This is a genomic window from Clostridium sp. AWRP, assembly GCF_004006395.2.
Taxonomy (GTDB): domain Bacteria; phylum Bacillota; class Clostridia; order Clostridiales; family Clostridiaceae; genus Clostridium_B.
The window spans coordinates 1,058,482-1,085,295 of the sequence record NZ_CP029758.2 but is presented as its reverse complement, the minus strand read 5'-3'; the positions used below and the strand labels follow the sequence as shown (position 1 = coordinate 1,085,295).

The 26,814-nt window shown below is 31.3% G+C and carries 29 protein-coding genes and 1 pseudogene; all 30 read right to left on the bottom strand.

Annotation, left to right across the window (positions count from 1 at the left end):
- Window positions 1–79: 79 nt before the first annotated feature.
- On the bottom strand, window positions 80–868 hold the full coding sequence (locus DMR38_RS04850) for a flagellar basal-body rod protein FlgG (RefSeq protein ID WP_127720248.1): 789 nt from the start codon (window positions 866–868) through the stop codon (window positions 80–82).
- A 24-nt stretch (window positions 869–892) separates the two neighbouring features.
- Window positions 893–1,660 (bottom strand): flagellar basal-body rod protein FlgG, encoded by a 768-nt coding sequence (locus tag DMR38_RS04845; RefSeq protein ID WP_127720247.1) that lies wholly within the window; start codon window positions 1,658–1,660, stop codon window positions 893–895.
- Window positions 1,657–1,851 carry a hypothetical protein gene (locus DMR38_RS04840; RefSeq protein WP_035788091.1) on the bottom strand — a complete coding sequence of 65 codons (195 nt, stop codon included), beginning with the start codon at window positions 1,849–1,851 and terminating at the stop codon, window positions 1,657–1,659. Before DMR38_RS04840 ends, DMR38_RS04845 begins: the two co-directional genes overlap by 4 nt.
- Window positions 1,852–1,853: 2 nt before the next feature.
- Window positions 1,854–2,342: a hypothetical protein gene (locus DMR38_RS04835; RefSeq protein ID WP_127720246.1), complete on the bottom strand. Its 489-nt coding sequence runs from the start codon at window positions 2,340–2,342 to the stop codon at window positions 1,854–1,856.
- A gap of 27 nt (window positions 2,343–2,369) precedes the next feature.
- Window positions 2,370–3,095 carry a FliA/WhiG family RNA polymerase sigma factor gene (locus tag DMR38_RS04830; protein ID WP_127720245.1) on the bottom strand — a complete coding sequence of 242 codons (726 nt, stop codon included), beginning with the start codon at window positions 3,093–3,095 and terminating at the stop codon, window positions 2,370–2,372.
- Window positions 3,096–3,098: 3 nt separating this feature from the next.
- Entirely contained in the window at window positions 3,099–3,770 is a 672-nt protein-coding gene (locus DMR38_RS04825; RefSeq protein ID WP_127720244.1) for a flagellar brake domain-containing protein, read from the bottom strand.
- 14 nt (window positions 3,771–3,784) lie between these two features.
- The gene (locus DMR38_RS04820; protein WP_127720243.1) at window positions 3,785–4,663 is read right to left on the bottom strand and encodes a MinD/ParA family protein; all 879 of its coding nucleotides are present in this window, start codon (window positions 4,661–4,663) and stop codon (window positions 3,785–3,787) included.
- The gene (gene flhF, locus DMR38_RS04815; protein WP_127720242.1) at window positions 4,657–5,850 is read right to left on the bottom strand and encodes a flagellar biosynthesis protein FlhF; all 1,194 of its coding nucleotides are present in this window, start codon (window positions 5,848–5,850) and stop codon (window positions 4,657–4,659) included. The genes DMR38_RS04820 and flhF overlap by 7 nt, the downstream gene beginning before the upstream one ends.
- Window positions 5,850–7,917, bottom strand: a pseudogene (gene flhA, locus DMR38_RS04810) (flagellar biosynthesis protein FlhA). The gene flhF and the pseudogene flhA overlap by 1 nt, the downstream one beginning before the upstream one ends.
- Window positions 7,918–7,921: 4 nt before the next feature.
- The gene (locus tag DMR38_RS04805) at window positions 7,922–9,742 is read right to left on the bottom strand and encodes a fused FliR family export protein/FlhB family type III secretion system protein (RefSeq protein WP_127720241.1); all 1,821 of its coding nucleotides are present in this window, start codon (window positions 9,740–9,742) and stop codon (window positions 7,922–7,924) included.
- Between the two features lie 33 nt (window positions 9,743–9,775).
- The gene (gene fliQ, locus DMR38_RS04800) at window positions 9,776–10,045 is read right to left on the bottom strand and encodes a flagellar biosynthesis protein FliQ (RefSeq protein WP_127720240.1); all 270 of its coding nucleotides are present in this window, start codon (window positions 10,043–10,045) and stop codon (window positions 9,776–9,778) included.
- Window positions 10,046–10,055: 10 nt separating this feature from the next.
- Window positions 10,056–10,853: a flagellar type III secretion system pore protein FliP gene (gene fliP, locus DMR38_RS04795; protein ID WP_175412920.1), complete on the bottom strand. Its 798-nt coding sequence runs from the start codon at window positions 10,851–10,853 to the stop codon at window positions 10,056–10,058.
- Window positions 10,853–11,257: a flagellar biosynthetic protein FliO gene (locus DMR38_RS04790; protein ID WP_127720238.1), complete on the bottom strand. Its 405-nt coding sequence runs from the start codon at window positions 11,255–11,257 to the stop codon at window positions 10,853–10,855. Before DMR38_RS04790 ends, fliP begins: the two co-directional genes overlap by 1 nt.
- A gap of 52 nt (window positions 11,258–11,309) precedes the next feature.
- Window positions 11,310–11,843 (bottom strand): flagellar basal body-associated FliL family protein, encoded by a 534-nt coding sequence (locus tag DMR38_RS04785; RefSeq protein WP_127720237.1) that lies wholly within the window; start codon window positions 11,841–11,843, stop codon window positions 11,310–11,312.
- A 44-nt stretch (window positions 11,844–11,887) separates the two neighbouring features.
- Entirely contained in the window at window positions 11,888–12,082 is a 195-nt protein-coding gene (locus tag DMR38_RS04780) for a flagellar FlbD family protein (protein WP_127720236.1), read from the bottom strand.
- A gap of 276 nt (window positions 12,083–12,358) precedes the next feature.
- Entirely contained in the window at window positions 12,359–13,297 is a 939-nt protein-coding gene (locus DMR38_RS04775; protein ID WP_127720235.1) for a flagellar hook-basal body complex protein, read from the bottom strand.
- Window positions 13,298–13,387: 90 nt separating this feature from the next.
- Window positions 13,388–13,792 carry a TIGR02530 family flagellar biosynthesis protein gene (locus tag DMR38_RS04770; RefSeq protein WP_127720234.1) on the bottom strand — a complete coding sequence of 135 codons (405 nt, stop codon included), beginning with the start codon at window positions 13,790–13,792 and terminating at the stop codon, window positions 13,388–13,390.
- 19 nt (window positions 13,793–13,811) lie between these two features.
- Complete coding sequence (locus tag DMR38_RS04765) at window positions 13,812–14,525, bottom strand: flagellar hook capping FlgD N-terminal domain-containing protein (protein WP_127720233.1); 714 nt, start codon at window positions 14,523–14,525, stop codon at window positions 13,812–13,814.
- A 29-nt stretch (window positions 14,526–14,554) separates the two neighbouring features.
- A complete protein-coding gene (locus tag DMR38_RS04760) occupies window positions 14,555–16,123 on the bottom strand; it encodes a flagellar hook-length control protein FliK (RefSeq protein ID WP_243124440.1) in 1,569 nt (522 codons plus the stop codon).
- 28 nt (window positions 16,124–16,151) lie between these two features.
- A complete protein-coding gene (fliJ, locus tag DMR38_RS04755) occupies window positions 16,152–16,589 on the bottom strand; it encodes a flagellar export protein FliJ (RefSeq protein WP_127720232.1) in 438 nt (145 codons plus the stop codon).
- A 49-nt stretch (window positions 16,590–16,638) separates the two neighbouring features.
- Window positions 16,639–17,946, bottom strand: a complete 1,308-nt coding sequence (gene fliI, locus DMR38_RS04750; RefSeq protein WP_127720231.1) for a flagellar protein export ATPase FliI — start codon at window positions 17,944–17,946, stop codon at window positions 16,639–16,641.
- 24 nt (window positions 17,947–17,970) lie between these two features.
- Entirely contained in the window at window positions 17,971–18,744 is a 774-nt protein-coding gene (locus DMR38_RS04745; protein ID WP_127720230.1) for a flagellar assembly protein FliH, read from the bottom strand.
- On the bottom strand, window positions 18,728–19,744 hold the full coding sequence (gene fliG, locus DMR38_RS04740) for a flagellar motor switch protein FliG (RefSeq protein WP_127720229.1): 1,017 nt from the start codon (window positions 19,742–19,744) through the stop codon (window positions 18,728–18,730). The genes DMR38_RS04745 and fliG overlap by 17 nt, the downstream gene beginning before the upstream one ends.
- A 4-nt stretch (window positions 19,745–19,748) precedes the next feature.
- Window positions 19,749–21,347 carry a flagellar basal-body MS-ring/collar protein FliF gene (gene fliF / locus DMR38_RS04735; RefSeq protein ID WP_127720228.1) on the bottom strand — a complete coding sequence of 533 codons (1,599 nt, stop codon included), beginning with the start codon at window positions 21,345–21,347 and terminating at the stop codon, window positions 19,749–19,751.
- A gap of 17 nt (window positions 21,348–21,364) precedes the next feature.
- Window positions 21,365–21,703, bottom strand: a complete 339-nt coding sequence (gene fliE / locus DMR38_RS04730) for a flagellar hook-basal body complex protein FliE (protein WP_127720227.1) — start codon at window positions 21,701–21,703, stop codon at window positions 21,365–21,367.
- Between the two features lie 11 nt (window positions 21,704–21,714).
- The gene (gene flgC, locus DMR38_RS04725; protein WP_127720226.1) at window positions 21,715–22,146 is read right to left on the bottom strand and encodes a flagellar basal body rod protein FlgC; all 432 of its coding nucleotides are present in this window, start codon (window positions 22,144–22,146) and stop codon (window positions 21,715–21,717) included.
- 11 nt (window positions 22,147–22,157) lie between these two features.
- Window positions 22,158–22,559: a flagellar basal body rod protein FlgB gene (gene flgB, locus DMR38_RS04720; protein ID WP_127720225.1), complete on the bottom strand. Its 402-nt coding sequence runs from the start codon at window positions 22,557–22,559 to the stop codon at window positions 22,158–22,160.
- Between the two features lie 321 nt (window positions 22,560–22,880).
- The gene (locus DMR38_RS04715; protein ID WP_127720224.1) at window positions 22,881–23,729 is read right to left on the bottom strand and encodes a flagellin; all 849 of its coding nucleotides are present in this window, start codon (window positions 23,727–23,729) and stop codon (window positions 22,881–22,883) included.
- Window positions 23,730–24,181: 452 nt separating this feature from the next.
- Window positions 24,182–24,520 (bottom strand): hypothetical protein, encoded by a 339-nt coding sequence (locus DMR38_RS04710; protein ID WP_127720223.1) that lies wholly within the window; start codon window positions 24,518–24,520, stop codon window positions 24,182–24,184.
- 145 nt (window positions 24,521–24,665) lie between these two features.
- Window positions 24,666–26,675 (bottom strand): methyl-accepting chemotaxis protein, encoded by a 2,010-nt coding sequence (locus tag DMR38_RS04705; RefSeq protein ID WP_127720222.1) that lies wholly within the window; start codon window positions 26,673–26,675, stop codon window positions 24,666–24,668.
- Between the last annotated feature and the right edge of the window lie 139 nt (window positions 26,676–26,814).

Here is a 26,814-nt window from a genome sequence, read left to right as displayed (position 1 = left end):
ACACTGATCCTCCTGAAAATATTACATCTGTACATTATATGTATGTACCTTGAATATGTTTCATAAAATTATAGAGTTTTTATCTCTTCATACTGTTTATGAGTCCCCACATTTCATCTGAAGTAGTAAGCCCTTTTGACGCAAGTTCAAAAGATCTCTGTGCCATTATCATATCTGTCATTTCTCTTCCCAAATCTACATTAGACTGCTCCAGAGAACCTTGAATCACGTGCGCTTTGGTATTTATGTTCATTTGCACATTGTTTGCTGGCTGATACAAATTATTTCCTATAGATTTCATGGCATCCTGTCCTACTGCATTATATATGTTTATCTTTCCATAAAGTATGCTTTGATTACCAACATTCATGTATATTTGTCCAGTTTTTTCATCTACTTTGAAATTATTATCTTTAAACACCATCCCTGAATTGAACAAACTACTTCCCTCTGCTGTAAGGTTGACTTCAAGCTTATTTCCATTACTATCAACCAAATTACCATTTCTGTCTACAGTAAAGTTTCCTGCTCTCTCATAAGCTGCCGTTCCATTCCCTAGAGTTACTTTAAAATATCCATCTCCATCTATAGCCATATCTGTTTTAAGTCCTGTTACTTGAATCGGACCCTGAGTATTATCTCTAATCCATTCTGTAGCCTTTACTCCTGTACCATTTATTGTATTTGTTCCATTAGGATTAGTAGGATATCCCTTTCTGTTTAAAGTTTCATACACTAGATCATTAAATTCTACATTTTCTTTTTTATATCCTACAGTATCTGAATTTGCTAAATTGTTGGATATACTATTGAGTTTATCCTGCTGTGCATTCATAGCACTTACACTATTCCATATAGCTCTAAGCATACAAAATCATCCCTTTTATATTAATCATACTTTACCACCTTCATTTATTAGCTTCTCCAAAGTTTCATCTATTGATTGAACTGCTTTCTGATCAGTTTCAAAAGACCTCATAGTAGTCATCAACTTTGACATTGTATTTACTATATTTACATTGGACTTTTCCAGTGATTTCTGCCTTACCACAACATTTGTCTCTGCAGCATTTGTTCCTGTATATAAATTGTCTCCAACTTTTGTCAAAGTATTATAATCATTAAAATCCACCGTATAGAGCTTATAACTTGGAGTTCCATCTATATTTATATTTCCGTGATCATCTGATGTCATGTTCCCGTTTCCCACATTCATTTCACCTAAAGCACCAGTTCTGGTATTTCTTGCCAAAACACTATCTCCAGCATCATTTACCAGTACTCCATTTGTATTTACGTGAAAATGGCCATCTCTCGTATAATATTCTTTTCCATCCTGTCCCCTAACAGTAAAAAATCCTCTTCCATCAATAGCAAAATCAGTAGATACACCTGTAGAATCTATTGATCCTTGGGTAAATCCTGTTTTAACTGAATCAATTCCACTTCCAAGACTTATAGATCCTATTATATTTCTTACACTTCTATTTCCTTCTGTTTTGTCATAATTTTGTAAAAGCATGTCATTAAAGCTTTTCACCCTAAGGTCATCCTGCTTAAATCCTACAGTATTTGCATTTGCCAGGTTATTTGTTATAACATCCTGTTTTGCCTCTTGAGTTATCATTCCAGATACTGCAGCGTAAAAACTTCTAATCATTTGCTTCCTCCTTTATCCATAACTTTCATTTCATCAGGATAATGCATTCCCATTGATCTTGCCTTATCCTCAATTTGACTTTTACTCATTTGGTATTGGATCTTAACACCACTCATTATAAAAGTAGTTATTAAAATACCTATGCCTATACCTATAAGTATCTTTCTATCACTAAAAAAATCGAAAAACATTTTTATTTTGTGTATAATTCTTTTATTAATAGAACTTCCCCCTTACCAATACCAGTTTTCTCAGATATATCACTTACAGAAATATTATCTTTTAATAATCCTCTTATTTCATCAATTTTAATATTATTTTCATACTCTTCAGCAGCCTTATCTGAATTTTCACTTTTTTTTGGTTCTTCTTCAGTATTATCTTCATCGTCTTTCATATATTCAATTTCTTCTTCCATCAATTTTTCCTCTGAGCCTTCAAATGCCTCTTCAGATGAAATAGCTTCATTACCCTGTTTTTTTAAATCTTCAATTTCTTTTTGAAGTTCAAGTATAGTTTCTGCAAATTCCTTTCTTATTTTCCCAATTTCCAATTCACAGTTTCCCATTTCATTTTGCTTTACATTTAATTTGTCTTGAAAAGATTTTTTTTCTTTACGTACTGCATTAAAATTTAATACTACTAAAAGTATTCCTGCTATAATCAATATGATTGGAACCATAAAATTTTCTCCTTCTTAAAAACATTTCTATACATACTTCAATTTAGTCATGTTTTTTCTCAAATGTAAAATTGCCCTGCTGTGAAGTTGACATACCCTAGACTCGGATACATTTAATATATGTCCTATTTCCTTTAAAGTTAACCTTTCATAATAGTATAGGGTAATAACTAAATTATCTTTTTCATTTAAAAGTTCTAACGCTTTGGACAAATACTCCAGCATTTCTTTTTTCTCCAAGCTCTTTTCTGGACTTGGACTTTTAGTATCTTCTACAGTTCCCATAAGCGGAATGTCATCATCTTCAGAAAATATCAAATCTTCTAGAGATACTATAGATATATAGTTTATATAATTTTCAATTTCCATCATTTTTTTCAAAGGCATACCTAATTCATTTGCTATTTCTTCACCTCTAGGTTCTCTTCCTAGTTTAGTTCGAAGGGAATCCATGGCCGCATTGTATTTATTAAGCTTGTCCATAGCACCTTTAGAAATAGGACTGTTTCTCCTAAGTTCATCTATCATAGAACCTTTTATTCTTATGGACGCATAAGTGGAAAATTTCATTCCTCTATCCTTGTCAAACTTGTTTATTGCATCAATAAGTCCTAACATTCCATAACTAACCAAATCTTCATATTCAATGTATTTGGTCTTTCCTATTATAACCCTAGAAGCAATATATTTTACTAGAGGAAGATACTTTTTTACCAATTCTTCTTTTATATCTAATTTATCTGCCAAAGCCATATTTTAATCCTCCTTTGCTCCTTTTTTTATGTGCTGCCTCATAATTTGAAATAATACCCTTATTATTCTTTCTCTACTATTCCTGTCCATATCTATAAAAGATAATCCACAGGTCAATTTACTTTCATCTTTGTTATTACTAATTCTTACTAGCTTTCCTTTTAAAGTTAAGCTGTCATTTTCCATTGGAATCGTCACTATAATAATGTCTCCACGTTTTAATTTATCTTTCATTTTTACATCTACAACTATTTTCATTCCGCCGCCACTCATGTCTACAGAACATGCTTTAAACACTTCAACTTGATCATTTAAGTGATATAAGTCCTTTTCTAAAGGAAAAATGGCACACAGCACATCCAAAATCAAAGGTACTCTTACAAAATTCCGCCTTTGGCAAATTTGAACTTTTTCAGGTTTCTTTAGTATAATCATAAGTATTCTCTCTATTTTACGCCCTACAACCATGGTACTAAATTTGTATACATTCTTTCCGTCATAATATATAATATTCACCTTGTCACCTTTTGAAAGAGGCATATACTTATGATTGTTTACGGGTATGCTTATACTTATACAATCCTCTGACACATCCTGAATATTACTTTTATATATTTCATTGTCCACGTCTATTTCAATTCTGCTATTAACTGTAAACTCAATGTTGGAATTCATTCTCTTCCTTCTCCTTATGAAAAAGTATTAAAAATCTTTTTAAATAAATCCTGTATACTACTTTTCCTGATGTCTATTTCAGTTCCTGACAACTTGCTAGCTATTAAATTTATATCCTTAGAAGCTTGAGAGTTGGGGTAATTTATTAAAAATGGTACTTGATTTCTAACAGCCTGAACAAGTTTTTTGTCTTCTAATATACAGCCTAGATATTTTATATCTACATTTAAAAATTTATCTACTACACTCTTAAATTTATTAAAGGTTTTCTCTCCTTCTTGAACATTAGTAGCTTTGTTTATAATTACTTGTACAAAATCGTTTAATTTGAAATAACTTACAGCTTTTGCTAAACTATATGCATCTGTAAGAGATGTAGGTTCTGGTGTAGTAATTATAATAAGCTCCTGACAACAGGCAACAAATCCTAGCACATCTCTATTTATTCCAGCACCTGTATCTAATATTATATAATCGAAATCTCCTAGTAAAGATACCTTTTTTATAAATTCTTCTTTCTGGGATTTCGTTATGTCTGCAATCTTTGAAACTCCCCTTCCACCTGGAAGTAATTTTACTCCAAAAGGTCCTTCTATAATAACCTCTTCTATATCTTTATTCTTAAATATGGCGTCATATACGCTATATTTAGGTAAGCATCCCATTAAAACATCATCATTTCCCATTCCCATATCTGCATCAAATATAAGTACCTTCTTTTTCATCTTTTGTAGTGCTATAGATACATTTACTACAAAATTGCTCTTTCCAACTCCACCTTTTCCAGAAGTAACAGTTATTATCCTAGGTTCTTTTCTACTAGGTACTTTTTCTTTTCTTGTATTTTTATCCTCTTGAGCTAATTTTCTAAGCTCTTCAGCTTGGTCTAGCATATAATATCCTCCCCAAGTACAAGTTTAACTAATTCCTCTGTATTCATAACTTTTATGTCTTCCGGTACATTTTGTCCTGTAGTAACAAAACTTATAGGTTTTTTTGCAGCTTGTAAAATATTTAATATAGATCCATAGGTAGATGTTTCATCTAATTTAGTTATTATAACATTATTATAATTAAGCTCTTTGTATCCTTCTACTATTACATCTATATCTCTGTTTTTAGTAGTACAACTTATAACTAAATGTATATTGTCCGTATTTACCTTATCTATAAATGCCCTGAGTTCTGATATCTGCATCTTATTTTTGCTGCTTCTTCCTGTAGTATCTATTAATATTACATCACAATCTGACATATTTTCTATAGCTTTTCCCATGTCCTTTATAGTAAATACTACTTGAAAAGGTATATTCATTATATCTGCATAAGTTTTAAGTTGTTCTACTGCACCTATTCTATAGGTATCTATAGTTATAAGTCCTACTTTTTTCTTTTCAATAAGAGAAAGCTTACCTGCAAGTTTAGCAATAGTAGTAGTTTTTCCAACGCCTGTAGGTCCCACTAATACTACTATGTTTTCAAGTACTTTATCCTCTACTTTTATCATACTTGTAACTACTTCTTTTAACTTTTCCTCTTCATCCCTATCATCTTCTATTATATTTACTCTATTTAAAATTGTGCTCACTACTTTACTGTTGAAATCGCTATTTTCAAGTTTTATCTGAAATGCACTTTTTCCTACATTTCCATAAGAACCCTTCATCATTTCATTTAGCATGCCCTTCATCTGATGCATTTCTTTTATAATAGAGTCATTATTTTTATCTACTATATTATTTTCATAATTACACTCTGATGTATTGTAATTTTCTTTAGCTTCATTATCTATAATTTTATCACCTTTTATGTCATTACATAAGGTGCTATTTTTCATTTTATCATTTACAAGTTTTTTTATTGCTACAATACTATCTTGCATATCTCCTTCACGGTTGTTTTCCTTTTTCTTGTTGTCTACAGCTGCAGTTACCTCTAAAATTTTTCTAGAGAAAAAGCCTAATATGCCAGGTTTTCTTATTTTTCTTTGGCTTATTATTACAGCTTCCTTCCCAAGTTCATACCTAATTCTTGTAATAGCTTCATTCATATTATTGACTTTATATCTTTTAATGATCATTATATTGAAACCACTCCTTCGGTTTTTATCTCTACATCATTTGGTATTTCATTTAATGATAATACATTTACCGATGGAAATACCATTTCAATTAATCTTCTAAAAGGTGCCCTTATATTAGGTGAAACTAAAATTATAGGTTGATTTTCATAAAAATAAACTGATTCTAGTAAACTTTTAATTGAATTTAATATCTTACTTGTAGTATCCGGATCTACTGCTGGGAAAGAACCCTGCATTGACTTTTGGATATTGCTTCCTATCAAATCTTCTAGCTGTTTGGACAGAGTAACTACTGTAATAACTCCATTTTCATCTATAAGTGAATTGCATATACTTCTTCCTAATGCAAATCTAACATACTCTGTAAGTACTTCTATATCTTTTGTATTTCTTGAATTATCTGCAAGAGACTCCATAATAGTTACCATATCCTTTATAGAAACTCTTTCTCTTAAAAGATTTTGCAGTACCTTCTGAAGTTCCCCTATAGTAAGAAGGTCAGGTATGAGTTCCTCCACTACAGTAGGATACTTTTCCTTCACAGAATCCACAATAAGCTTAACTTCCTGTCTTCCAAGTAATTCATAAGAATGATTTTTAATTGACTCTGTAAGATGAGTTACCATAACAGTAGTAGGATCCACTACTGTAAGTCCTTTTATTTCTGCTTCTTCTCTTTGATCTTTATTTATCCATATAGCAGGAAGTCCAAAAGATGGCTCCGTAGTGCTTATTCCTTGAATGTCACTGTTTGAATTAGTAGGATCCATACATAGAAGCATATTTGGCATAAGCTCTCCTTTTGCAATTACTGTACCTCTTATTTTTATTACATAACTATTAGTATTTAACTGCAAATTATCCCTAATTCTAATTGGGTTGAACTACTATCCCCATTTCAATAGCACACTGCCTTCTCACAGAGGTTATTCTCTGAAGTAGATCTCCTCCTGAACTTTCATCTGCCAGTGGTATTAATCCATAACCTATTTCCACTTCCATAGGTTCCACAGATATTAAGTTCATTACATTTTCTGGTTCCTTATTTTCAATTTGAGTTATTTCCTGTTGTTTTATTTCCTGCTGCTGCATATTATTATGCACTTCATCTTTGTAAAGCATATATGCAGCTATCATACAAGCCACTGCTAAAATTAAGAACGCTATATGAGGAAGGCCTGGCACTATAGCTAGAAACAACAGCACTGCACCTGCAATAGCTATTACCTTAGGAAAACCTGTAAGCTGTTTAATAGCAAGAGTACCAAAACCTTCAGCACTCCCAGAACGGGTGACAAGTATACCTGAAGCTGTAGATATAAGCAGCGCTGGAACCTGAGATACAAGTCCATCACCTATACTAAGCTTTGCATAAGTTTGGGCAGCTTCAGAAGCCCCCATTCCCTTAATTACTATACCAATTACAATACCTGCTATTATATTTATTACTACAATTAAAAGTGATGCCACAGCATCTCCTTTTACAAATTTAGATGCACCATCCATAGCTCCATAAAAGCTTGCTTCTTCTTGAAGTTTTTCTCTCTTATCTTTTGCACCTTTTTCATCAATTAAGCCAGAGTTTAAATCTGCATCTATACTCATTTGTTTTCCCGGCATTGCATCTAAAGTAAATCTTGCAGAAACTTCAGCAACCCTGCCTGAACCATTTGTTATTACAACAAACTGTATGATAATTATAATCATAAATATTATTATTCCTACTATATAATTATCTCCCACTACAAAGCTGCCAAAAGCATTTATAACTTCCCCTGCATCTCCATCCCTAAGTATAAGTCTCGTAGAGGATATATTTAAAGCCAATCTAAAAATTGTAGTTATTAAAAGTAAGGTAGGAAATATGGAAAATTGTAATACTTCCGTAGTAAACAAGGTTAAAAGTATAATTATTATAGACAGTGTTATATTAAATGAAATCAATACATCTAAAAGTTGTGCAGGCATTGGGATTATAATCATAAACACTACTGTAATAACTACTAATGCCATTATTATATCTAAATTATCTTTTAGTCTAAACTTTTTTTTACTTCTTTCCAAAATATCACCTCATCTTGTAAACCAACGCAAGTATTTCTGCCACTGCCTGATACATCTCATCTGGTATCTCCATATCAATTTCAACTTCTTTATATATAAGCCTTGCAAGTGGCCTGTTTTCAATTATTGGCACATCATTATCTTTTGCTATTTCTTTTATCTTAAGAGCTACCGCATCTAATCCCTTTGCCACAAGGACAGGTGCATTTTGCCCCTCTTCATATTTTAAAGCTACAGCAACATGAGTAGGATTTGTAACTACTACAGTAGCCTTTGGCACTTCCTGCATCATTCTTCGCATAGCTAGTTCTCTCTGTTTTTGTCTTCTCTTACTCTTTATTTGTGGATCTCCTTCATCCTGTTTAAATTCTTCTTTGATTTCCTGCTTTGACATCCTAAGGTCTTTATTATATTGATATCTTTGAAACATATAATCAAGAATTGCAATTATAAGCATAATTAAAGTTATTCTAAAAAATATACCCACAGCTAAGCTTCCTATAGCTTTTGCTACAGCCCTAGAATCCAATTGCCCTAAGTTCAATATATACATATAATTGTCTTTTATAAATTTGTACCCTACGTATCCTACTATAGACACTATAGCAGTATCCTTTAAAAGTTCCATAACGGATCTAGCAGAAAACATTCTTTTAAATCCATTTATAGGATTTAATTTTGAGAAATCCGGCTTTAATGTTTCAAAAGTTATAAGCCCTCTTGTTTGAATCATATTTGCCAGCACACCTATGGCCAGTATTGGCACTGCTATAGGTAGAAAAACTATAGCTATTCTCCATATGGTTATAAATAGTATTTTATTTACACTACTGTAATCAAGCGATGTATTTATATAGTCATTTAAAAAGGCTACCATTGTGGAACCAAGAGATGTTCCAACATATCCTCCCAAAACTGCTATAACTAAAGTTGACGCAAGAAGTGTCATAGTAAGTCCTATTTCTTTACTTCTAGCTATCTGACCTTTTTTTCTAGAATCACTTTTCTTTTTAGGAGTAGCTTCTTCTGTCTTATCATCCTTTGCAAATATTAAAAGCAGCGGCAGCGCCTTATAAAAAGCATCTATAGAATTAGGTATAGCTGTAAATAAATGTTCTATTAATTTAAGAAAAATTGGAAGTGCAAAACAAAATGATGCAAACCCTATAAGTACTTTAATAGGCAATCCCAATATCATTATATTTAACTGTGGAACTGTTCTAGCTATAAGTGACATTGTCAAATCTGTAAATAAGAGTATTAAAACTATAGGTATTCCTATTTGAATTGCAATGCCAAAGTACTCTATAAAGGCTTTAAAAATTATATTAATTGAATCTTGACTTAAAAAGAAACTTCCAAGTTTTATTACACTAAAACTTTGAATTAAAGATTTTATAAGCATATGGTGTCCATCTACTATAAAGAAAATAACCAAACTAAACCAATAAAGTAAACGCTCAATTAAAGTCGTATTACTATTTGAAGTAGGATCAAACATACTAACCATAGCAAATCCCATTTGCATATCCATAAGGTTTCCCGCTATTCTCACCATAGAAAAACATAAGCTAGTTAGAAATCCAAGGGTAAGACCTGCTGCTGCCTCATTCAAGCAATTCATTACAAAATACATTGTATTATCTATACTGCTTATAGAAGCATAATCTATACCTGGCATCAATATATATGCCATAACTACTGTCAGTCCCACTTTAACTACATTTGGAATTCCACTTGGGAAAAATATTGGAACCAATACGAAAAAAGAAAAAATTCTTATTGATACTAAAATTAAGGCGGTAAAATATAATGTATTTATCAATTTATTCCTCTCCAATTATACTCTGCAGCATGTTCATTGTGTTATATGGGATATATACGTAAAAATTCTCTCAGTAAAAGCTACAACCTGATGTAACATCCAGCTTCCTGAAATAAGTCCTATTACAGCTACTGCAATAAGCTTAGGAACAAAAGTAAGTGTTTGTTCCTGTATCTGAGTAGTTGCTTGAAATATACTTATTATAAGACCTACCACTACTGAAACTATAAGTATGGGAGCTCCTACCATAAGTCCCGTTTGTACTGCATCTTTTATAATACTAATTACCATGTTTTCACTCATTCAATTCACCTCATGAAAAACTTACAATTAAAGATTTTACAAGCAAATACCATCCATCTACCATTACAAATAAAAGTAGTTTAAATGCCAGAGATATCATAGTTGGTGGAAGCATAAACATTCCCATAGCCATAAGCACACTCGATACCACCATATCTATTACCATAAACGGTATATATATTAAGAATCCTATTTTAAAGGCAGTTTTAAGTTCACTTATCATATATGCCGGAACTACTACATAGAGTGGAGCGTTTTGTCCATCTGCAGTAACCTTATAATTTAATTTAGCTTGATCTATAAATAGCTGTAAATCTTTTTTATAAGTCTGCTTAAGCATGAAACTCCTAATTGGTTTAGCCCCTTCATTTATTGCCTGTTCCTGAGTTATTTTATTTTGCATATAGGGCACAATAGCATTTGTATTTATTTTTGAATAAACAGGATACATAATAAAAATTGTCATAAATAGTGCAAGTCCAATCAAAATTGAATTTGGAGGTGACTGCTGTGTTCCCATAGCACTTCTTAAAAAGCCAAATACAACTATAATTCTTACAAAACTCGTCATCATCATTATAAAAGACGGAAGCAGTGTTATAATTGTCAAAAATATAAGCAATTTTATATTTTGTACATACTGCTGTGGAGTAGAAGTACCTGCATTATCCATAGATACATTTATATTTGGTATGGGCATTGCCTGTGATGCATCTGGAGCTGCATATACACTATGTGCTTTGAAAACAAGAATGACAAATATTAAAATTGAAATAGTTATAAAAATCTTTTTATCTCTTCTGTTCATCATTTATCTTCCTTTTTATCTATAAGTTTTTTTAAAGTTAACTTGTCACTTGCCCTTTTAACTAATTGCTCCATTCCTGATCTTGTATAAAAATCTTTTAAATTTTTATATTGTGGTATAGTACTTCTATTTTTAAACTCCGAAATTTCTTCTTCATTCAATTCATATATTATTTCAACTTTTCCTGACGCAGAAGATACGACACACATTTTTTCTCCTATTTTTACCACGAGTAGACTATTTTCTTTTGACAGTTGTTCTCTCTCCATTATTCTTATAAATTTACCCTTTTGAACATTTTTAAGTTTTTCTCCACCATATTTTGCAGAAATATATATTAAAAAAATTACAAATAAAAGAGCTATTACTGTTCTAAAAATCATCCACATAAATTGTAAATCCATTTATATTCTCCTTTAGGATAAACTCACAAATTAATAGCTATTTAGAAAAGTATTATTGAATTACAATGTCTGTAAAATATACATTGTTTAGCTGTCCTTTTTCCAGCATAGGATTTATTTTCTGAATTATTTCCAATTTTATATTGTTCATATTTTTAGCACTTATATCTGCTGCTTTCTTTGTTCTTAGAATTTGAATAACTGCATCAGTTACAATTGGTTTTTTTGCAGTCAATTCAGAATTAAGCTTTTTTTCATTAAATCCTAAGTAAACTGCAGCCTTTAAATATCTATTTCCACCTTCATCTGCCAGGTTCACAGTAACCTCATCAAGCTGAAAAGTTTGGGAAGATACAACCTGATCTAATGAATTTACAACTGGTCCAGTAGTTTGTCCATTACTTACAACCTGCTGAGTATTAACCTGTTGTACAGTTTGTACAGCATTTTTAGCAGTTATTTTTTTGTCTTTTATAAAATTATTATATCCAAAAAAGGCTCCTCCTGCTACCACCGCCAGTATTAATATGCCTATAGCAATAATTTTAATTTTAGATGAACCTTTTTTTTCTGCTTTATTTTCCATAGTGTATCCCCCTTACTTAATAGTTAATAGTTATTAACTATTAATTAGTCAAAATTTCCTGCGTATATTTTTCTCTTATACTTTATAACTTTTTCTACTATTTCATCATTAGATTCTTTTACTAAATATTTTTTGCCATTAGTTAAAGTTATTAAACTTTCAGGTATAGCCTCTAATTTTTCTATAGCATCTGCATTTATAATAAATTCTTTATTGTCGAGTCCAGTTAATCTTATCATAAAAATCCTCCTAAATGTACTGTTATATATTATATTATAATTCCAATTTGAGATGATATGTACAATTTTTTCATTTAACAAGGATTTAAAACGTCTCTATTACTCTAAAATGTAATTTTTTAGTGATAGGTGACAATATTTCACTAACTTTGTCACCTATCACCTTTTAATAAAGAACAAATAACAAAGAATAAATAACAGATAATGATAATTTTCCTTTTAACATCAGAAAATATTAAAATAATCATTATTTGAACTTTAAACTTTAATTAACGCCTATCTCTTCAAATTAACCAAATCCTCTAGTATAGTATCATCTGTAGTTATTATCTTTCCATTGGCTTGAAAAGCTCTGGTAGCTACTATCATATCCGTAAATTGTTGTGCCAAATCCACATTTGACATTTCAAGGGATCCTTGATTAAGAGACCCATAATTTTTACCAGGGGTTCCGTAAGCTGCATCACCTGAGTTTGGAGATGATTCGTACAAATTTCCTCCATCCTTTACAAGACCACCTTCATTTTGAAAAGAAGCTAGTGCTATTTGACCCACATCATATGATCCACCAGCAGTTTTTACGGTTACAATTCCTGTTGATGGCTCTACCGACCAGGAAGTAACCTTTTCTTTATCTTTATCAGCCTGATCTGTCGGAGCAGCAACGGCACCATTCTCATCATAATACTGAGCAATTTGGATACATTTTGTTGGTGGATTACCAGCAGTATCCGTAATTACACCAGTTTTAGGCTCTACATTGTATCCCATAACATGATATCCAGCTTGGGTCAAAAGACTACCTGCTTCATCTAAGGTAAATGCTCCATCTCTCGTATAATAATAGCTTTTAGTAGTATTATTCGTATCGCCGCCAGTAGCATCTCCATCAGGGCTAACTACAAAATAGCTTCCTCCCTTAGTTGCCATAAAATCCAAACTTCTATTGGTAGTCTGAGTACTTCCTGCAGAAAAATCCGTATTTATACCTGCTATTTTAACTCCAAGACCACTTTGCCTTCCATTTATTCCTCCAAGACCGCCACTTACTGGTGCACTTGGATCCGAAAGATTTTGACTCAGCATATCTTCAAAAATCATATTTTTAGATTTAAAACCTGTAGTAGATGAATTTGCTATGTTATCTGCCGTTACATTTAACTTTTGCTGATTTACTCTAAGTCCACTAATTGCTGTGTACAATGATGGTAACATATTTTTTCCTCCAATTTTTTAATTAATATATTGTTTTCCTGCTTCCTTCAATCCACAGGATATGACTTCCACTAAAGGTCCAGCCATTTTTTATACTATTACTAAACTGTCTATATTAGTAAATACATTGTCGTTATTTGAATTCTTATCCAATGCTGTAATTACTGTTCTATTTTTTATAGATGTAATAAATATTGAATTTTTATAAAGTAGAGCAGATTCACTGCATCCTTTATTTTCTGCCTTATTTATGGCAGAATTTATATTTTTCATATCATTTTCATTTAAGTTTATATTTCTGCTTTTTAGCCTTTCTGCAGCATGATTTGATATAGTAAAACTTGTATCTTTGTTAATTTCACTAGTTAAAGTATCCTTAAAGGATATTTTACTTTTAGAATCATTTACGTTATTTTTTGCACTATTTTTTTCATTACATACTGCTTTTAAATCCGCTGCAAAATACAACTTGCCATTAATAACTCTATAGCCCATAGATACCTCACCTACTTATCTATGAATTTTCTACGTCTGAGACGTCCTTAAAATTAAAGTCCTTTGTACTTCCATCTGAAAGTTTTACTTTTACTGTTATTCCACCAAATAATCTTGATACTGATTGAACAACCCCACTGTAGTTATTTCCACTGGAATCTTTCTCATCTACATTGACCTTTTTTCCTATAAGTGAAGTTGCATTTAACAACATGTTATTACTAACAGTGAAATTAGTTGTATCTCCTAAATCAACAATCTTTTCTGCATCATCTATGTTGAACTTTTCATATTTATCAACTATCTTTCCATCTTTGTCTTTTCCCTCTCCCGTAAGCACATTAAGCTGTATATCATCTCCATCTTTAATAACTCCAACTACCTGTCCACTTATTTTATTTCCCTGTTCATCTGTATCTTTAAAAGTCACATATTTATTTATAAGTGAGTTTGCAGTGCCCATCTTAGTTGAACTATTTAAGTTTGCCATTTGTTCTAGAGATGAAAATTGTGCCAATTGGCTTACATACTGAGTTGAACTTTGAGAATCACTGCTAGTTGGATCTTGATATTTAAGTTCTGCAGATAGTATTTTCAAAAACATATTTTTATCTATGTCATTGTTCTTCTTAACTATTTTAGTTCCATTTGAAGTAGTATCCGAACTATTATCGATAGGATAAGAATAACTTTTTTGATTAGTACTAGTGTTATCCATACCTGGAATAGGCATTTTATTTTCCTCCTCTGCTAAATTTAAAACTAGGCCAACATATTTACATTGCTGTCATTATAATAGTCATTTTCCTCTTGAGCATCTTCCTCCTGTATGTTATTTACAGCTAAAGTTTTATTCCTTTTTTCATTATCTTGATTCTGACTTCCATTATTTCCATTTTTAAAGAAAGTTGTGTCTTCATGATACAAGTTCAATGAAAAGCTCTGGACTTTTATGTCATTATTCTGAAGTTTATTTGACAAATCCTGCATATTTGAATTTAAGAGATTATAGGCATCCTTGTTTGAAGCTGTAAGAACTGCTTTCATCTTTCCTTCTTCCATAACAAGATTTATAGTTATATCTCCCAATTCCTTAGGATTAATTTTAACAGTTAACTGTTTCACATTATTTAAATCCATATACTTGAGTGTTTTTATCATATCTGAATTAAAAGTAGCCTTATTTAAATTAAGATTTTGTACATTCTCACCATTTACAAGTATATTGTCTCCCTTGACATTATTAAATTGGGTCATAAAATTAACTGCTTTAGAAATTTTATTGTCCTTAGTATCTTCTCCATTGCTGCCTAGTATTTTATTCAATATATCAGTGTTTTTACTGTTACCCCCAGCAGAATTTTCATTGCTATTTGAAGAATTTTGAAGAGAACTGCCTGTTGTGTCTAAATTCTCTATCATTTGCCTATTTTGACTTACAATTTGAAACAAATTGTTTCCTGATACATTTTTGCCTAAATTTAAATTATCTGCTAACTTGGGATTTAGCTTTTGTAAAAGTTCAGCATATATTTGAGATTTTAAACCACTTATATCGTCTGCACTTGAACTTGACACAATATTGGATAACTTGGACATAATATTATCTGTTATTTTTTCAGAAAGCTTTTGAGTAAGTTGTCCACTTTTATCAAAAGTATTTAGAATATCCACTAAGAAATCAAGTTTCTTATCTACCGTCTTATTCAAAACATCTTTAATATTACCTGATATATCTTTATTTGAAGTATTACCAAGACTTTTGGATATCTCCTGATTTAAAATAAATTGAAGAGAATTTCCTTTTGATGACCCTGACGAATTTTCATCTTTTAAAATGTTTGAAATTTCATCACTCAATTCTTTAGTCACTGTACTTAAGAAATTATTTGATTTACTTTGAATATCCTGATTATTTCCAAATAGCAAACTCAAAAGCGAAAGTACACTGTTTTTATCTATACTGCCATCTTTAATCTTCTGTTTAATATCTGCTATTTCTTCATCTGTAAAACCAGCTTTCTTTAAATAAGTTTCAATTTTAGAATCATCATTTTTTTCATTATCTATATCATTTTTATTTTTGCTATGAGAATCTGATGATTGTACCTTTGCTATATCTTTCCTTACAGTTACCTTATTATTTTTATCTATAGATTCATTATTAGATGCTTTATAGGTAGTGTCCTTAGTATCTACCTTACTGCTATTATCACTACTACTTGATTTAACAAAAGAAGCAAAGTCATTATTCCCACTTGAAGAACTTGATTCAACTTTTGGTGCTTGTACATTCATAGAAGACATGAAATTTAACATATTTACATTCACTTATTTCACCTCCTTTCAAAGTAAAAAACTATGTATTTTGAATATTTCTAATAAACCCATAAAGGGCAAATTCATCATTTGCTTTCTGTTCTATTCTATTTTGCTCTTTTATAAAGGCAGTTTCTTGTTTTTCCTTTAAAATATCCACTGTTTTTCTATCTATTTGCTTCTTTTGAAGTTCATTTCTCTTCATATCAACTACTTTTTCTTTATCCTTTAGTTCAATTTTAGCCTTATCTATACTATAAATTAAAGCTTTTAAATACTTATTGGTTATTTTTTGTTCAATAACACTTTTAAAGTTGGACATATTATTGTATTTCTCATAATTGGCTTTTAATAAATCTAGTTTTTCTTTTACTTTCAGACTTTCTCTTTTAGCCTGCTGAAATTCTCTTTTGCTCTCTTCTTCCTTGTCTATTCTTATATCAAGTAACTTTTGAAGCCTAAATTTATATTTACCCATATATCCTCCTATGTTCAATTCACAGTTCACAATTCACAGTTTAGAGTCTCTATTGAAATATTTTTTTCAACCCTTCAACACTTTCTTTAAAAGACGAATTTTCATTTACATCCTGCTTAAGATAGTCAATTATTTTATCATAATAAGCTACAGCCTTATCTATTTTTTCGCTGCTTCCCTTTACATAGGCACCTATGTTTATTAAGTCCTCGGAATTTTTGTAAGTTGAAAGCATATCCCTTGCAAAAGAAGCCTTTTTTTTATGATCACTTTCAGCTATTTCCGACATAAGCCTGCTTATACTTGCAAGTACATCTATAGCAGGGTAATGATTTTTATTGGCCAAGGTACGTGATAAAACTATATGTCCATCAAGTATACCTCTTACTGCATCTGCAATAGGTTCATTTAAATCGTCTCCATCTACCAGTACAGTATAAAAAGCTGTAATAGAACCTATGTCTGATGTCCCTGCTCTTTCCATAAGTCTCGGAAGTTTGGCAAATACGGAAGGTGTATATCCCTTAGTTGCTGGAGGCTCACCAATAGCAAGTCCTATTTCTCTTTGAGCCATAGCAAATCTAGTTACAGAATCCATCATCAAAATTACTTTCTTACCTTTATCCCTAAAATACTCTGCAATAGCTGTAGCTGTAAAGGCTCCCTTTAATCTAACCAAAGCTGGCTTATCCGAAGTAGCACACACTATGATTGATTTTTTCATTCCTTCTTCTCCAAGATCTTTTTCTATAAAATCCTTAACCTCTCTACCTCTTTCACCTATTAAAGCTATTACATTTACATCTGCTTCAGCATATTTTGCAATCATACCAAGAGTAGTACTCTTTCCCACACCACTTCCTGCAAATATTCCTATTCTCTGTCCTTGACCACAAGTTATCAAACCATCTATTGCCCTTACTCCTGTAGGAATTACTTCAGTTATTCTCCTTCTCTTTAAGGGATCTGGAGGCTCTGTATCAAGTGGATAAGGTTCTCCACTTGATATAGTAGTACCATCCAGAGGATTTCCAAGCCCATCAAGTACCTTCCCAAAAAGCTCATCCGAACATCTCACATTTAAAGGCATTCTTTCCGGCACTACCCTACAGCCTGGTGAGATTCCAATAAGTTCCCCAAGAGGCATTAAAATTACATTGCTTTCATTAAATCCAACAACTTCACAGGAAATCCTACTGTTCTCCTCATTATAAATATGACATACTTCTCCCACAAAGGCTCTAATGCCCTCTACCTCTACAGTTAATCCAATAACTTTTTTCACAATTCCTTCTTGATAATTATAAGTGGCCTCCTTTACTTTTCTATTAAGCCTATCAAAGTTTATAGTTATCACAAAATATCACCTCTAACTGCAAACTTAACTTTCATCTTGAATTATTTTCTTTATTTTTTCATAGGCAATATCTATTCCCAGAACCATTTTTCCATTATCTCTTTCTATAACTACACTACCTTCTTCTAAAGATTCATCTGGTATTATAAAAATATCACCTTTAAAAGGAAGCTGTTCCTTCCATAAGGTTACTTGCTTTTTGAATTCACTGCAGTACTTTTCCTTACCTTTTATTATAAAAGTGCTGGTCTTTTTCATTTGATTCAAAGCATCAAATACTTGGGCATTTAAACTATCCGCATCCCTTACCTCACGTTTTAATATACTTTCTACAGAATTTAATATAAATTCTTTTATTTCCTCTTCCTTTTCCTCAAGATACCTTTTCTTTTCTTCTACAGCTTTATTTAAAACATCATTTGCATTCTGTTTTATCTGATCTCCCTCTGCTTTTGCTTTATCAAAATTTTTCCTATAACCTTCCTCATAAGCAGTATTATAACCTTCCTCTTCACCTTTGGCATAACCTTTTTCATAAGCTTCATCATAAGCTTTTTTGGAGATTTCAGATGCTTTTTCATATGCCATAGAGAGAATTTTTTCTTTTTTTATACTAGCATCTTGTAAAATAGTTCTTCCTAAATTTTCATAACTTTTTAAAACAGAATCGTCTTTAATATTTTTTTCATTGAATACTACTTTGGATGCTTCTTGCTTTTTAAATTCTGTGTGTATTTCCTGTGTTCCGCAATTGTTTATGCTGTCACCTTTTAGTATAGATTTATACGATGATTGCATCTTCTCCTCCTCTTGCCAGAACTATCTCTCCTGATTCATCCAATCTTCTTATTATACCTACAATTTTCTGCTGAGCCTTCTCCACATCCATAAGTCTAACAGGTCCTAAGAATTCTATGTCCTCTTTTAATGCAGCAGAAGCTCTCTTTGATTGATTTCTAAATATTGCATCTGCCACTTCTTCAGAGCATCCCTTAAGTGCAAGAGAAAGTTCTTTTGTATCCACTTCTCTGAGCACTCTTTGAATAGATACATCATCAAGAGTAATAATATCTTCAAATACAAACATAGATCCTTTGATTTTTTCAGCCAATTCTGCATCCTCTTTTTCAAGACCTTCAGTAATATTCTTTTCTGTAGTTCTATCTACTTGATTTAATATATCTACAATAGTTTGGACACCACCAATTACCTTCATATCTGATTTAACTATAGATGATAGCTTGTCATCTAATACTTTCTCTATTTCTTTTACAACCATCTGTGAAGTATTACTCATTGTAGCTATTCTATATGCTACCTCAGCCTGTACATTTTCAGGAAGTGCTGAAAGAATTTGTCCGGCCTTGTCCGATTGAAGATAACACAGTACAAGTGCAATAGTCTGCGGATGCTCATCTGATATTATATTTAAAAGCTGGGGGGCATCTGCTTTTCTTGCTATGGCAAAAGGCCTAAACTGCTGTGTTGCCTCTGTAACTTTATCCAATATTTCAATAGCTCTTTGACTTCCAAGTGCCTTTGATAAAAGATCTTTAGCATACTCTATTCCACCTTCAAGCAAATAGTCCTTAGCCTTATTCATCTCTATAAATTCCTGAAGTATTTCCTTTTTTTGATCAGATTTTACAGAGTTGATATTAGCTATTTCATAAGTTATTTTTTGTATCTCTGCTTCTGGCAATTTTTTAATTATTCCTGCAGCAGCTTCCGGTCCAAGAGTTATAAATAGTATGGCCGCTTTTTGCACTCCTGTTAATTTTCTACTGTCTTTAGCCATTTTATCACCTCTCATCCTCTGCTATCCATGCCTTTATTATGTCTGCAACTTGATCCGGCTTATCTTTAGCATATTTCTTTATCTCATTCTCCACATGAGTATCTTCCGTCTCACTTTCAAACTCTACAGGCTTAAATTTAAGCTTATTCTGCTCTTTGGTTAGATCATCATCCCCTATAACAGTATCAATACCCTGAGTATTACCAAGCTCTTCATCAAATAATTCTTCTTCATCTTCTGCATGTTTTCTTCTCCACAATATAAATCCAACGATAGCAGCTATTAATAATGCTCCTGCTATAGATGCTCCTATAATAATCTTATTACGATTTGCCTGGGCTTCAGCTTTTTGCATTGCATCTAAATCTTTCTTTGCATTGTCTTGAGCCGTAGTATCAAAAGGAATTGCCTCAACACTTATAGTGTCTCCCCTTGTTTGATTATATCCTATAGCAGACACTGCAAGATTTCTAATAGAAGTCTTAGTAGCATCATCTACAGTTCCATCTAGTGCAACCGATGCTGTAAGTCTCCTTACACTGCCCGGAGCCTTTATAGTTTTTTGATCTACTTTAGATACATCATAATTTCTCGTAACCTCATTTTGAGTTGAATTGCCATTATTGGTAGTACTTACAGATGTGTTACTCATATTGTTATCTACAGGGCTTGTACTTGCATTATTTGTACCACCTGTATTTGTATTATTTATAGTATGCTCACTTACTACCACATTTTTTGGATCATAAGTAGTGGAATCCTGCTGCACTGCATCAAAATCCAAATCTGCATTTACCTTTACTTTTACTTTGTTCTTACCATATATAGGTTCCAGCATGGCAAGAAGTCTTTTTTCCATATCATCCTCATATTTTTGCTGTAATTCTTGTTGTTTTTCAGCAGGAACAGTAGCGTCACTATCCTTGCCATCCTTATTTTGATATAGATCCCTTGAAAGAAGGTTTAATTTATCATCTATAACTTCAACATTTTCTTTAGGTATACTTTTCACACTTCCAGATACTAGTGCTACCAAAGCTTTTGTTTGATCTTGAGACAAACTTCGTCCAGGTTTCAATTTTATAGTTACAGAAGCACTCCCTGGTTGAGTATCTTTCACAAATTCGGTATTATCCGGGAGTACTAAATGAACTCTTGCATTTTCAATTTGTGGAAGTGATTTTATAGTTCTCTCAAGTTCACCCTGAAGAGCCCTTTGATAATTTATATTCATCTGCTGATCTGTTTGCCCAAAATTGCTTTTATCTAAAAGCTCAAATCCCTTACTTCCATTAGTAAGCTGTACTTCTGAAAGAGTCTGCATTCTAATTTTGTCCACTTGAGCTTTAGGCACTAATATAGAATTTCCCTGTACTTTTGCATCTACTTTATCACTTTGAAGCTGCTTATAAATTGCAGCTGAATCCGTAGCATCTAGGTTAGAAAATAATACCGCATATTTCGTTTTTCCTAAAGTTAATCCCCCAAATATCAAAGCTGAAACAATTCCTACAGCTATAACACTAAAAGCTATCTTTTTATTTCTGCTTAAATCTTTCCACTTGCCTATTAAATTTTTAAAAATCTGCGATATTTTACCCATTTAATCCGGTTCTCCTTCTATAACTGTGTTCTATTTATCTCCTGATATGCTTCAACAAATTTATTTCTAATTTGCACAGCAAGTTCTAATGACATCTTAGCCTGTTCAGCATCAAGCATAACGTTGTGTATATCGCTTCTATCCCCTTCAACAAATCCCTGGATACTGTTATTCGCCTGTACCTGATCGTTATTGACTTCATTTAATTTGCTTTGCAGCAAATTTGAAAAAGAGGCTACACCATCTTCATTATTTACTGTATTATCTTTGGAATCATTTGATACATTTTGTTTATAAGTATTTCCACCTATTTTATCAAACACAGTAGTATCTGGAGTAAATTCATTTATCTTCATATTTTGTCCTCCTATTTACCTATCTGTAAAGCTTTAGAAAACATATTCTTTTCAGAATTAATAGCACTTAAGTTTGCTTCATAAGATCTAACAGCTACCATCATATCAGCCATTTCGTTCAATATATTCACATTTGGCATAGAAACATATCCTGAAGCATCAGCATCTGGATTAGTAGGATCATATACCCTTCTAAAAGGTGAAGTATCATCCTTTATTTCTACAACTTTTACTCCCTGAGGGACATCTCCATAATTCCCATTACTATCTAAAGCTTTACCTAAATTTTCTCCAAAAACTGCAACTTTTCTCCTATAAGGTTGTCCATTTGCACCACGTGTTGTCTCTGCATTTGCCATATTGGAAGCTATTGTATCCATACTAAGTCTTTCTGCCGAAAGACCGCTGGCACTTATTCTCAATGTATTAAAAGCTTGAATCATAAATATCACTCCTAATTTCCATTTATTACAGTCTTGCGCATATTTAATCTATTGTTTTCAAGGGTTATAAGTGCATCTTGCATAAGCTCATTTGCAGCTTGATTTACGGTTTCCACCTCAATATCCACATTATTTCCATCTGATCTCATACTAGTTGAATTGTCAGTATTTGTAGTTATTGCCCCATAATCATTACCCAACTTTATGTGTTTTGCATTATCTGTTTTTAATTCTAAGTTATCTATACTATTTTTAAGATTTTCTTCAAATGTTACATATTTTCTTTTATATCCAGCAGTATTAATATTAGCTATATTACTTGATATAGCCTTACTTCTAGCTGTAGTTGCATCTAGTCCTCTTGTGAGCAGATTATTTACTAATTGATCATTTGACATATTATTTATACTCAACCAAAATTCCCCCTTTCTTAAAAACATTAAGAATATTATAATTTCCCTTAAACAATTAAATTTTAAATTGTACTTTACTTTTGATTAAAATTATTTTCTATATAGATAGATTAACACAATTATAAATTATATTCTATATTTTTGTGACATTTTTATAAGTTTATTATCTTTTAATAGAAATATATTGCATATTGTAAATATAACCGTATTTGTAAGGTATTTTATCATTTCTTATCCATTAGTGGATAATTTTACGGCTAAAACTATAAGAAAGATACCTTAACAATAAAAGCAAGGTACCTTAACTTAATTTCAAATGTATTACTTTCTAAAATTTTGTATTATTTGTAAAACATCCTGAGGCAATTTGTTAGCCTGAGCAATCATTGCATTAGAGGCCTGTATTACTATGCTTTCTTTTGAATAATTCATCATTTCATCTGCCATATCTGAATCTCTTATACTACTGTATGCATCAGTCATTTTTTGATTTAACTCCTGCATATTATCATAACTACTAGTAAATCTATTTTCCAAAGCCCCATATTTGCTTCTCAAAGATATTATTTTGTTTAAAGAACTATCTATAACACTTAAAGCACTATCAGTATCTCCGCTCAATACATCTTTTCCTCCACCAGTCTTAATTTTATACAAATCTGAAACAACACTATCCGGTCCATTAGTCAAGTCTATTTGAGGTATATTTACATCGTCCCCAGCATTTGTTCCTACCGTCATACTAATAGTTTTATTTTGACCTAATAATTTAAATCCATTAAATTCCGTATCATTTGCCATTTCATTTATTCCATTCAGCATCTGATCTATTTCACCCTGTATTTTTTGTCTATCCCCATCACTAAAAGAGCCATCTCCAGCTTGCAGCGTAAGTTGTCTAACTCTTTGAACCATACTTGTGATTTCATTTAATCCACCTTCTGCACTTTGAAGCATACTTACACCATCCTGGACATTTCTAGTTACGGTCTCAAGGCTCTTAACCTGGATACTTATGTTCTCGCTCTGTACAAGTCCCGTTGGATTATCTGCAGCACTATTTATTTTACATCCACTGGATATTCTGTTTAAATCTCCACTTTGCCTATTTAAAGCTTGATTTTGGATCATATGCATTATCAAAGCTGGCATATTATAACTCAGTCTCATAAAATTTACTCCTTTCTACATACGGTAAGCACTTATTCGATAATAATTCATAAAGCTTAACCCCTATTAATTATTATCGAAATCTCCTATAGAATGCTTTAGGTTAAAACACTTATTCAGTAAATTAAAATCATCTTTTATGTACGTCACATATGGATTAAAAATTAATAACTCAACTTCACACATATAAAATTTTGACTTAATATAAAAAAATTACGACCTAAATGAATTCACAATTCACAGTTCACAATGCACAATTTCGGTAAATTTTTCTCCGCTATGCTACCAAAAATTTAAAATTTAAAACTTATTGAAGCTCTGCTTCAATGGTGCTATATTTTAGATTTTCTGAAGTTTTAACGGAAGAAAATCATCCTTAATTGTGAACTGTGCATCGTGCATTGTGAATTAGTTGTTTCGCAAAGTTTTTAAACTGCAAAAGTTGAGTTAAATTATAGTATAGTTTTATTATAGGGCTCTATCCTAACATACATTTGAAATAATTCAAGTGCCTGTTCTTCAGTAATCTGGCCGCTGTCTAAATTACGATATAGTATATACAAATTAGCATTTAAGTTAGGATCTACTCCCTTGCTTTCCTTCATCTTTTCCAATATTTGTTCTTTAAGAGGAACATTTTTTTGACTTAAATCTTCTTGTAGTAAATCTAAGAGCTTATCTACTTCTTTCCGCGTAGCTTTTTCTCTAGTAGTAATTCTTATGCTTTTTAATCCTGAAACCAATTTATCTATAGACTCTTTAGGTATAAATATCTTTTCATGTTCACTCAAGTTAAATCCCCCTCTTTTATTCCGTACTTTTTATATCTATTAATTTACTTTTTAATTTAATTAAGTTATATATTATATATTATCAATGTAACAAGCATACTGTCAAATACTAATTCCATTAACTTCAATTCTCAATTTACAATTTCTATTCTACTTTAAATTTATTTACAACATTTATTAAATTTTTGGATGTGGAATTTAAGTTTTCAGCAGATGATGCCACTTCCTGTATGGATGCACTTACTTCCTCTGTAGATGCTGCTATTTCCTCTGTAGATGTAGCGGTGTTTCTTATCAAATTTCCAAACTGATTCATACTGTCCGTAAATTCTTTTCTAGATTGTATTGTGCTATTTACTGAAGTAAAAGTTTTATCAACTAAAGGTTCAATCTCTTCAATTGAATCCACTATCATTTCAAAAGATTTGACCATATTTTCTGCCACTATATTCTGTTCATTTATAGATTCTTCAGCCTTTTTAGAATTTACAATAACCTCATTTGAATCACTATTTATATAATTAATTAAATCACTTATTTTTTTAGCTGAATCCTGAGACTCTTCAGCTAAATTTCTTATTTCCTCTGCTACTACTGAAAATCCCTTTCCAGCTTCACCTGCCCTTGCAGATTCAATAGCTGCATTTAAAGCCAAAAGATCTGTTTGTTCTGCTATTTGTGCTATAACATCAGTTATTTCTCTTACTTTTATTATAGACTCATTGAGTTTATAAGCTTTATCATAAACTACTGTAAAAGAAGAATCTACAGTGACTATTGCCTTTTTCAATGAATTCACTTCATTTTTTCCTAAGTCTACTTTATTCACTGCATTACCCGTACTTACCTTTACAGAATTTAATTTATCATTTATATTTTCCATGTGTTTGTTTACATTCTCTAACAAATTAAACATATTATCTATATACTTTTGCTGTCCTTCAGCACTTTTAGCTAAGTCCTGAACTACTGCAGATACTTCCTGTGAAGAAGCTGATATTTCCTCAGAAATTGCATTTAGACCTTCAGCTTGTTGCTCAACATTTGAAGAATTCTTCTTAACATCCTCAACTAATTTTTTTATATTCATATTCATACTTTGTACGTAATTGCTTATTTTTCCAAACTCATCATTTCTATTTAAAAACTTTTCAGGGATACTGTAAGTAAAATCCCCTTCACCTACTTTACCAACTATTACTTTTAACTTTTTTAATATCTTATATGCTGAGTTACCAATTAAAATGGATACTATTATAGATATTACTATCCCTATAACAACTAAACAGAAAATAAATTTTCTTATGCCACTTGTATCACTTACAAATTCAGCATTTTTAGCTGTGCCTACAATTTTCCAGGAGTTTTTCTCATTTGTAGTATAAGCATACAGTCTCTCTACTCCATTATATGTATTTTTAAAATAATTAGTTTTATTTGAGTTAATATAATCCCAATTACTTTTTTTAAGTTCACTTTCTTTCCCTACCTGGTTAAAATCTGGATGTACTATTATTGTACCTTCTTTATTAGTAATACAAACATATCCTGTATTTCCTACCTTTATAGAAGCTATATCTTTAGATAAATTTTTCAGAGAAACATCAATAGCTGCTACTCCTACTACATTGCCATCTTTCTCCACAGTTTTTGCTACCGTAATCATTATTTGTGACGTATTTACATCTTTGTATGGATCTGTCCATACAACTTGTCCTTTTTTATTCATAGCATCTTTATACCATGTTCTTTGTCTAGCATCATATTCTTTAGATGGCTGTCGTATGTTTCCATCCATATTTATTCTCATGCCGCTCAAATCAGCAAAATATACACTTACCATATTTTCATTACTGTCTTTAGTATTTTTAAGTAATTCTACTGCACTACTTCTGCTACCATCATTATTAATATCCAAGTTTTTTAAAACAGAACTATTAGCAATAACCTTAGTCTGACTTTCCATACCATTTAAAAATTTATTTATAGAACCATTTACATTTATTACAATTTGCTCAGAACTGTTTTGAAACTTTTCATACAATATCCCATAAGATTTTTCATAAATTGATATTCCAAGTACACATAACAATACTGCTGTTGTTGCAGAAATTATCAGTATTAACTTAGTTTTAATGCTTTTAAAATTAAACATAGAATATTTTTCCCCCCTAAAATTAACGCAAAATTGCAAATATTAATTTCAATCTTTATATTTTCCTATTTTCTAAATAACTATGGCCAAATTTATACATTTAAAACTAAAATATGATTAAAAATTTTAGAAATACACT

Excerpts from the sequence above, each read along its gene's own strand:
- DMR38_RS04785 (WP_127720237.1), bottom strand. The coding sequence starts at position 11,843 with ATGGAAAATAAAGCAGAAAAAAAAGGTTCATCTAAAATTAAAATTATT.
- fliG (WP_127720229.1), bottom strand. The coding sequence starts at position 19,744 with ATGGCTAAAGACAGTAGAAAATTAACAGGAGTGCAAAAAGCGGCCATA.
- DMR38_RS04825 (WP_127720244.1), bottom strand. The coding sequence starts at position 3,770 with ATGAATTCCAACATTGAGTTTACAGTTAATAGCAGAATTGAAATAGAC.
- fliQ (WP_127720240.1), bottom strand. The coding sequence starts at position 10,045 with ATGAGTGAAAACATGGTAATTAGTATTATAAAAGATGCAGTACAAACG.
- DMR38_RS04775 (WP_127720235.1), bottom strand. The coding sequence starts at position 13,297 with ATGTTACCATCATTGTACACAGCAATTAGTGGACTTAGAGTAAATCAG.
- DMR38_RS04745 (WP_127720230.1), bottom strand. The coding sequence starts at position 18,744 with ATGCAATCATCGTATAAATCTATACTAAAAGGTGACAGCATAAACAAT.
- fliF (WP_127720228.1), bottom strand. The coding sequence starts at position 21,347 with ATGGGTAAAATATCGCAGATTTTTAAAAATTTAATAGGCAAGTGGAAA.
- DMR38_RS04820 (WP_127720243.1), bottom strand. The coding sequence starts at position 4,663 with ATGCTAGACCAAGCTGAAGAGCTTAGAAAATTAGCTCAAGAGGATAAA.
- DMR38_RS04845 (WP_127720247.1), bottom strand. The coding sequence starts at position 1,660 with ATGATTAGAAGTTTTTACGCTGCAGTATCTGGAATGATAACTCAAGAG.
- DMR38_RS04765 (WP_127720233.1), bottom strand. The coding sequence starts at position 14,525 with ATGCCTATTCCAGGTATGGATAACACTAGTACTAATCAAAAAAGTTAT.
- DMR38_RS04780 (WP_127720236.1), bottom strand. The coding sequence starts at position 12,082 with ATGATAAGATTAACTGGACTCGACAATAAAGAATTTATTATAAATGCA.
- fliE (WP_127720227.1), bottom strand. The coding sequence starts at position 21,703 with ATGAAGATAAATGAATTTACTCCAGATACTACTGTGTTTGATAAAATA.
- DMR38_RS04850 (WP_127720248.1), bottom strand. The coding sequence starts at position 868 with ATGCTTAGAGCTATATGGAATAGTGTAAGTGCTATGAATGCACAGCAG.
- fliP (WP_175412920.1), bottom strand. The coding sequence starts at position 10,853 with ATGAACAGAAGAGATAAAAAGATTTTTATAACTATTTCAATTTTAATA.
- flgC (WP_127720226.1), bottom strand. The coding sequence starts at position 22,146 with ATGATTCAAGCTTTTAATACATTGAGAATAAGTGCCAGCGGTCTTTCG.
- DMR38_RS04790 (WP_127720238.1), bottom strand. The coding sequence starts at position 11,257 with ATGGATTTACAATTTATGTGGATGATTTTTAGAACAGTAATAGCTCTT.
- DMR38_RS04835 (WP_127720246.1), bottom strand. The coding sequence starts at position 2,342 with ATGGTTCCAATCATATTGATTATAGCAGGAATACTTTTAGTAGTATTA.
- fliJ (WP_127720232.1), bottom strand. The coding sequence starts at position 16,589 with ATGGGTAAATATAAATTTAGGCTTCAAAAGTTACTTGATATAAGAATA.
- DMR38_RS04830 (WP_127720245.1), bottom strand. The coding sequence starts at position 3,095 with ATGGCTTTGGCAGATAAATTAGATATAAAAGAAGAATTGGTAAAAAAG.
- DMR38_RS04770 (WP_127720234.1), bottom strand. The coding sequence starts at position 13,792 with ATGGGCTATAGAGTTATTAATGGCAAGTTGTATTTTGCAGCGGATTTA.
- flhF (WP_127720242.1), bottom strand. The coding sequence starts at position 5,850 with ATGATCATTAAAAGATATAAAGTCAATAATATGAATGAAGCTATTACA.
- DMR38_RS04705 (WP_127720222.1), bottom strand. The coding sequence starts at position 26,675 with ATGTTTAATTTTAAAAGCATTAAAACTAAGTTAATACTGATAATTTCT.
- DMR38_RS04840 (WP_035788091.1), bottom strand. The coding sequence starts at position 1,851 with ATGTTTTTCGATTTTTTTAGTGATAGAAAGATACTTATAGGTATAGGC.
- DMR38_RS04715 (WP_127720224.1), bottom strand. The coding sequence starts at position 23,729 with ATGAGACTGAGTTATAATATGCCAGCTTTGATAATGCATATGATCCAA.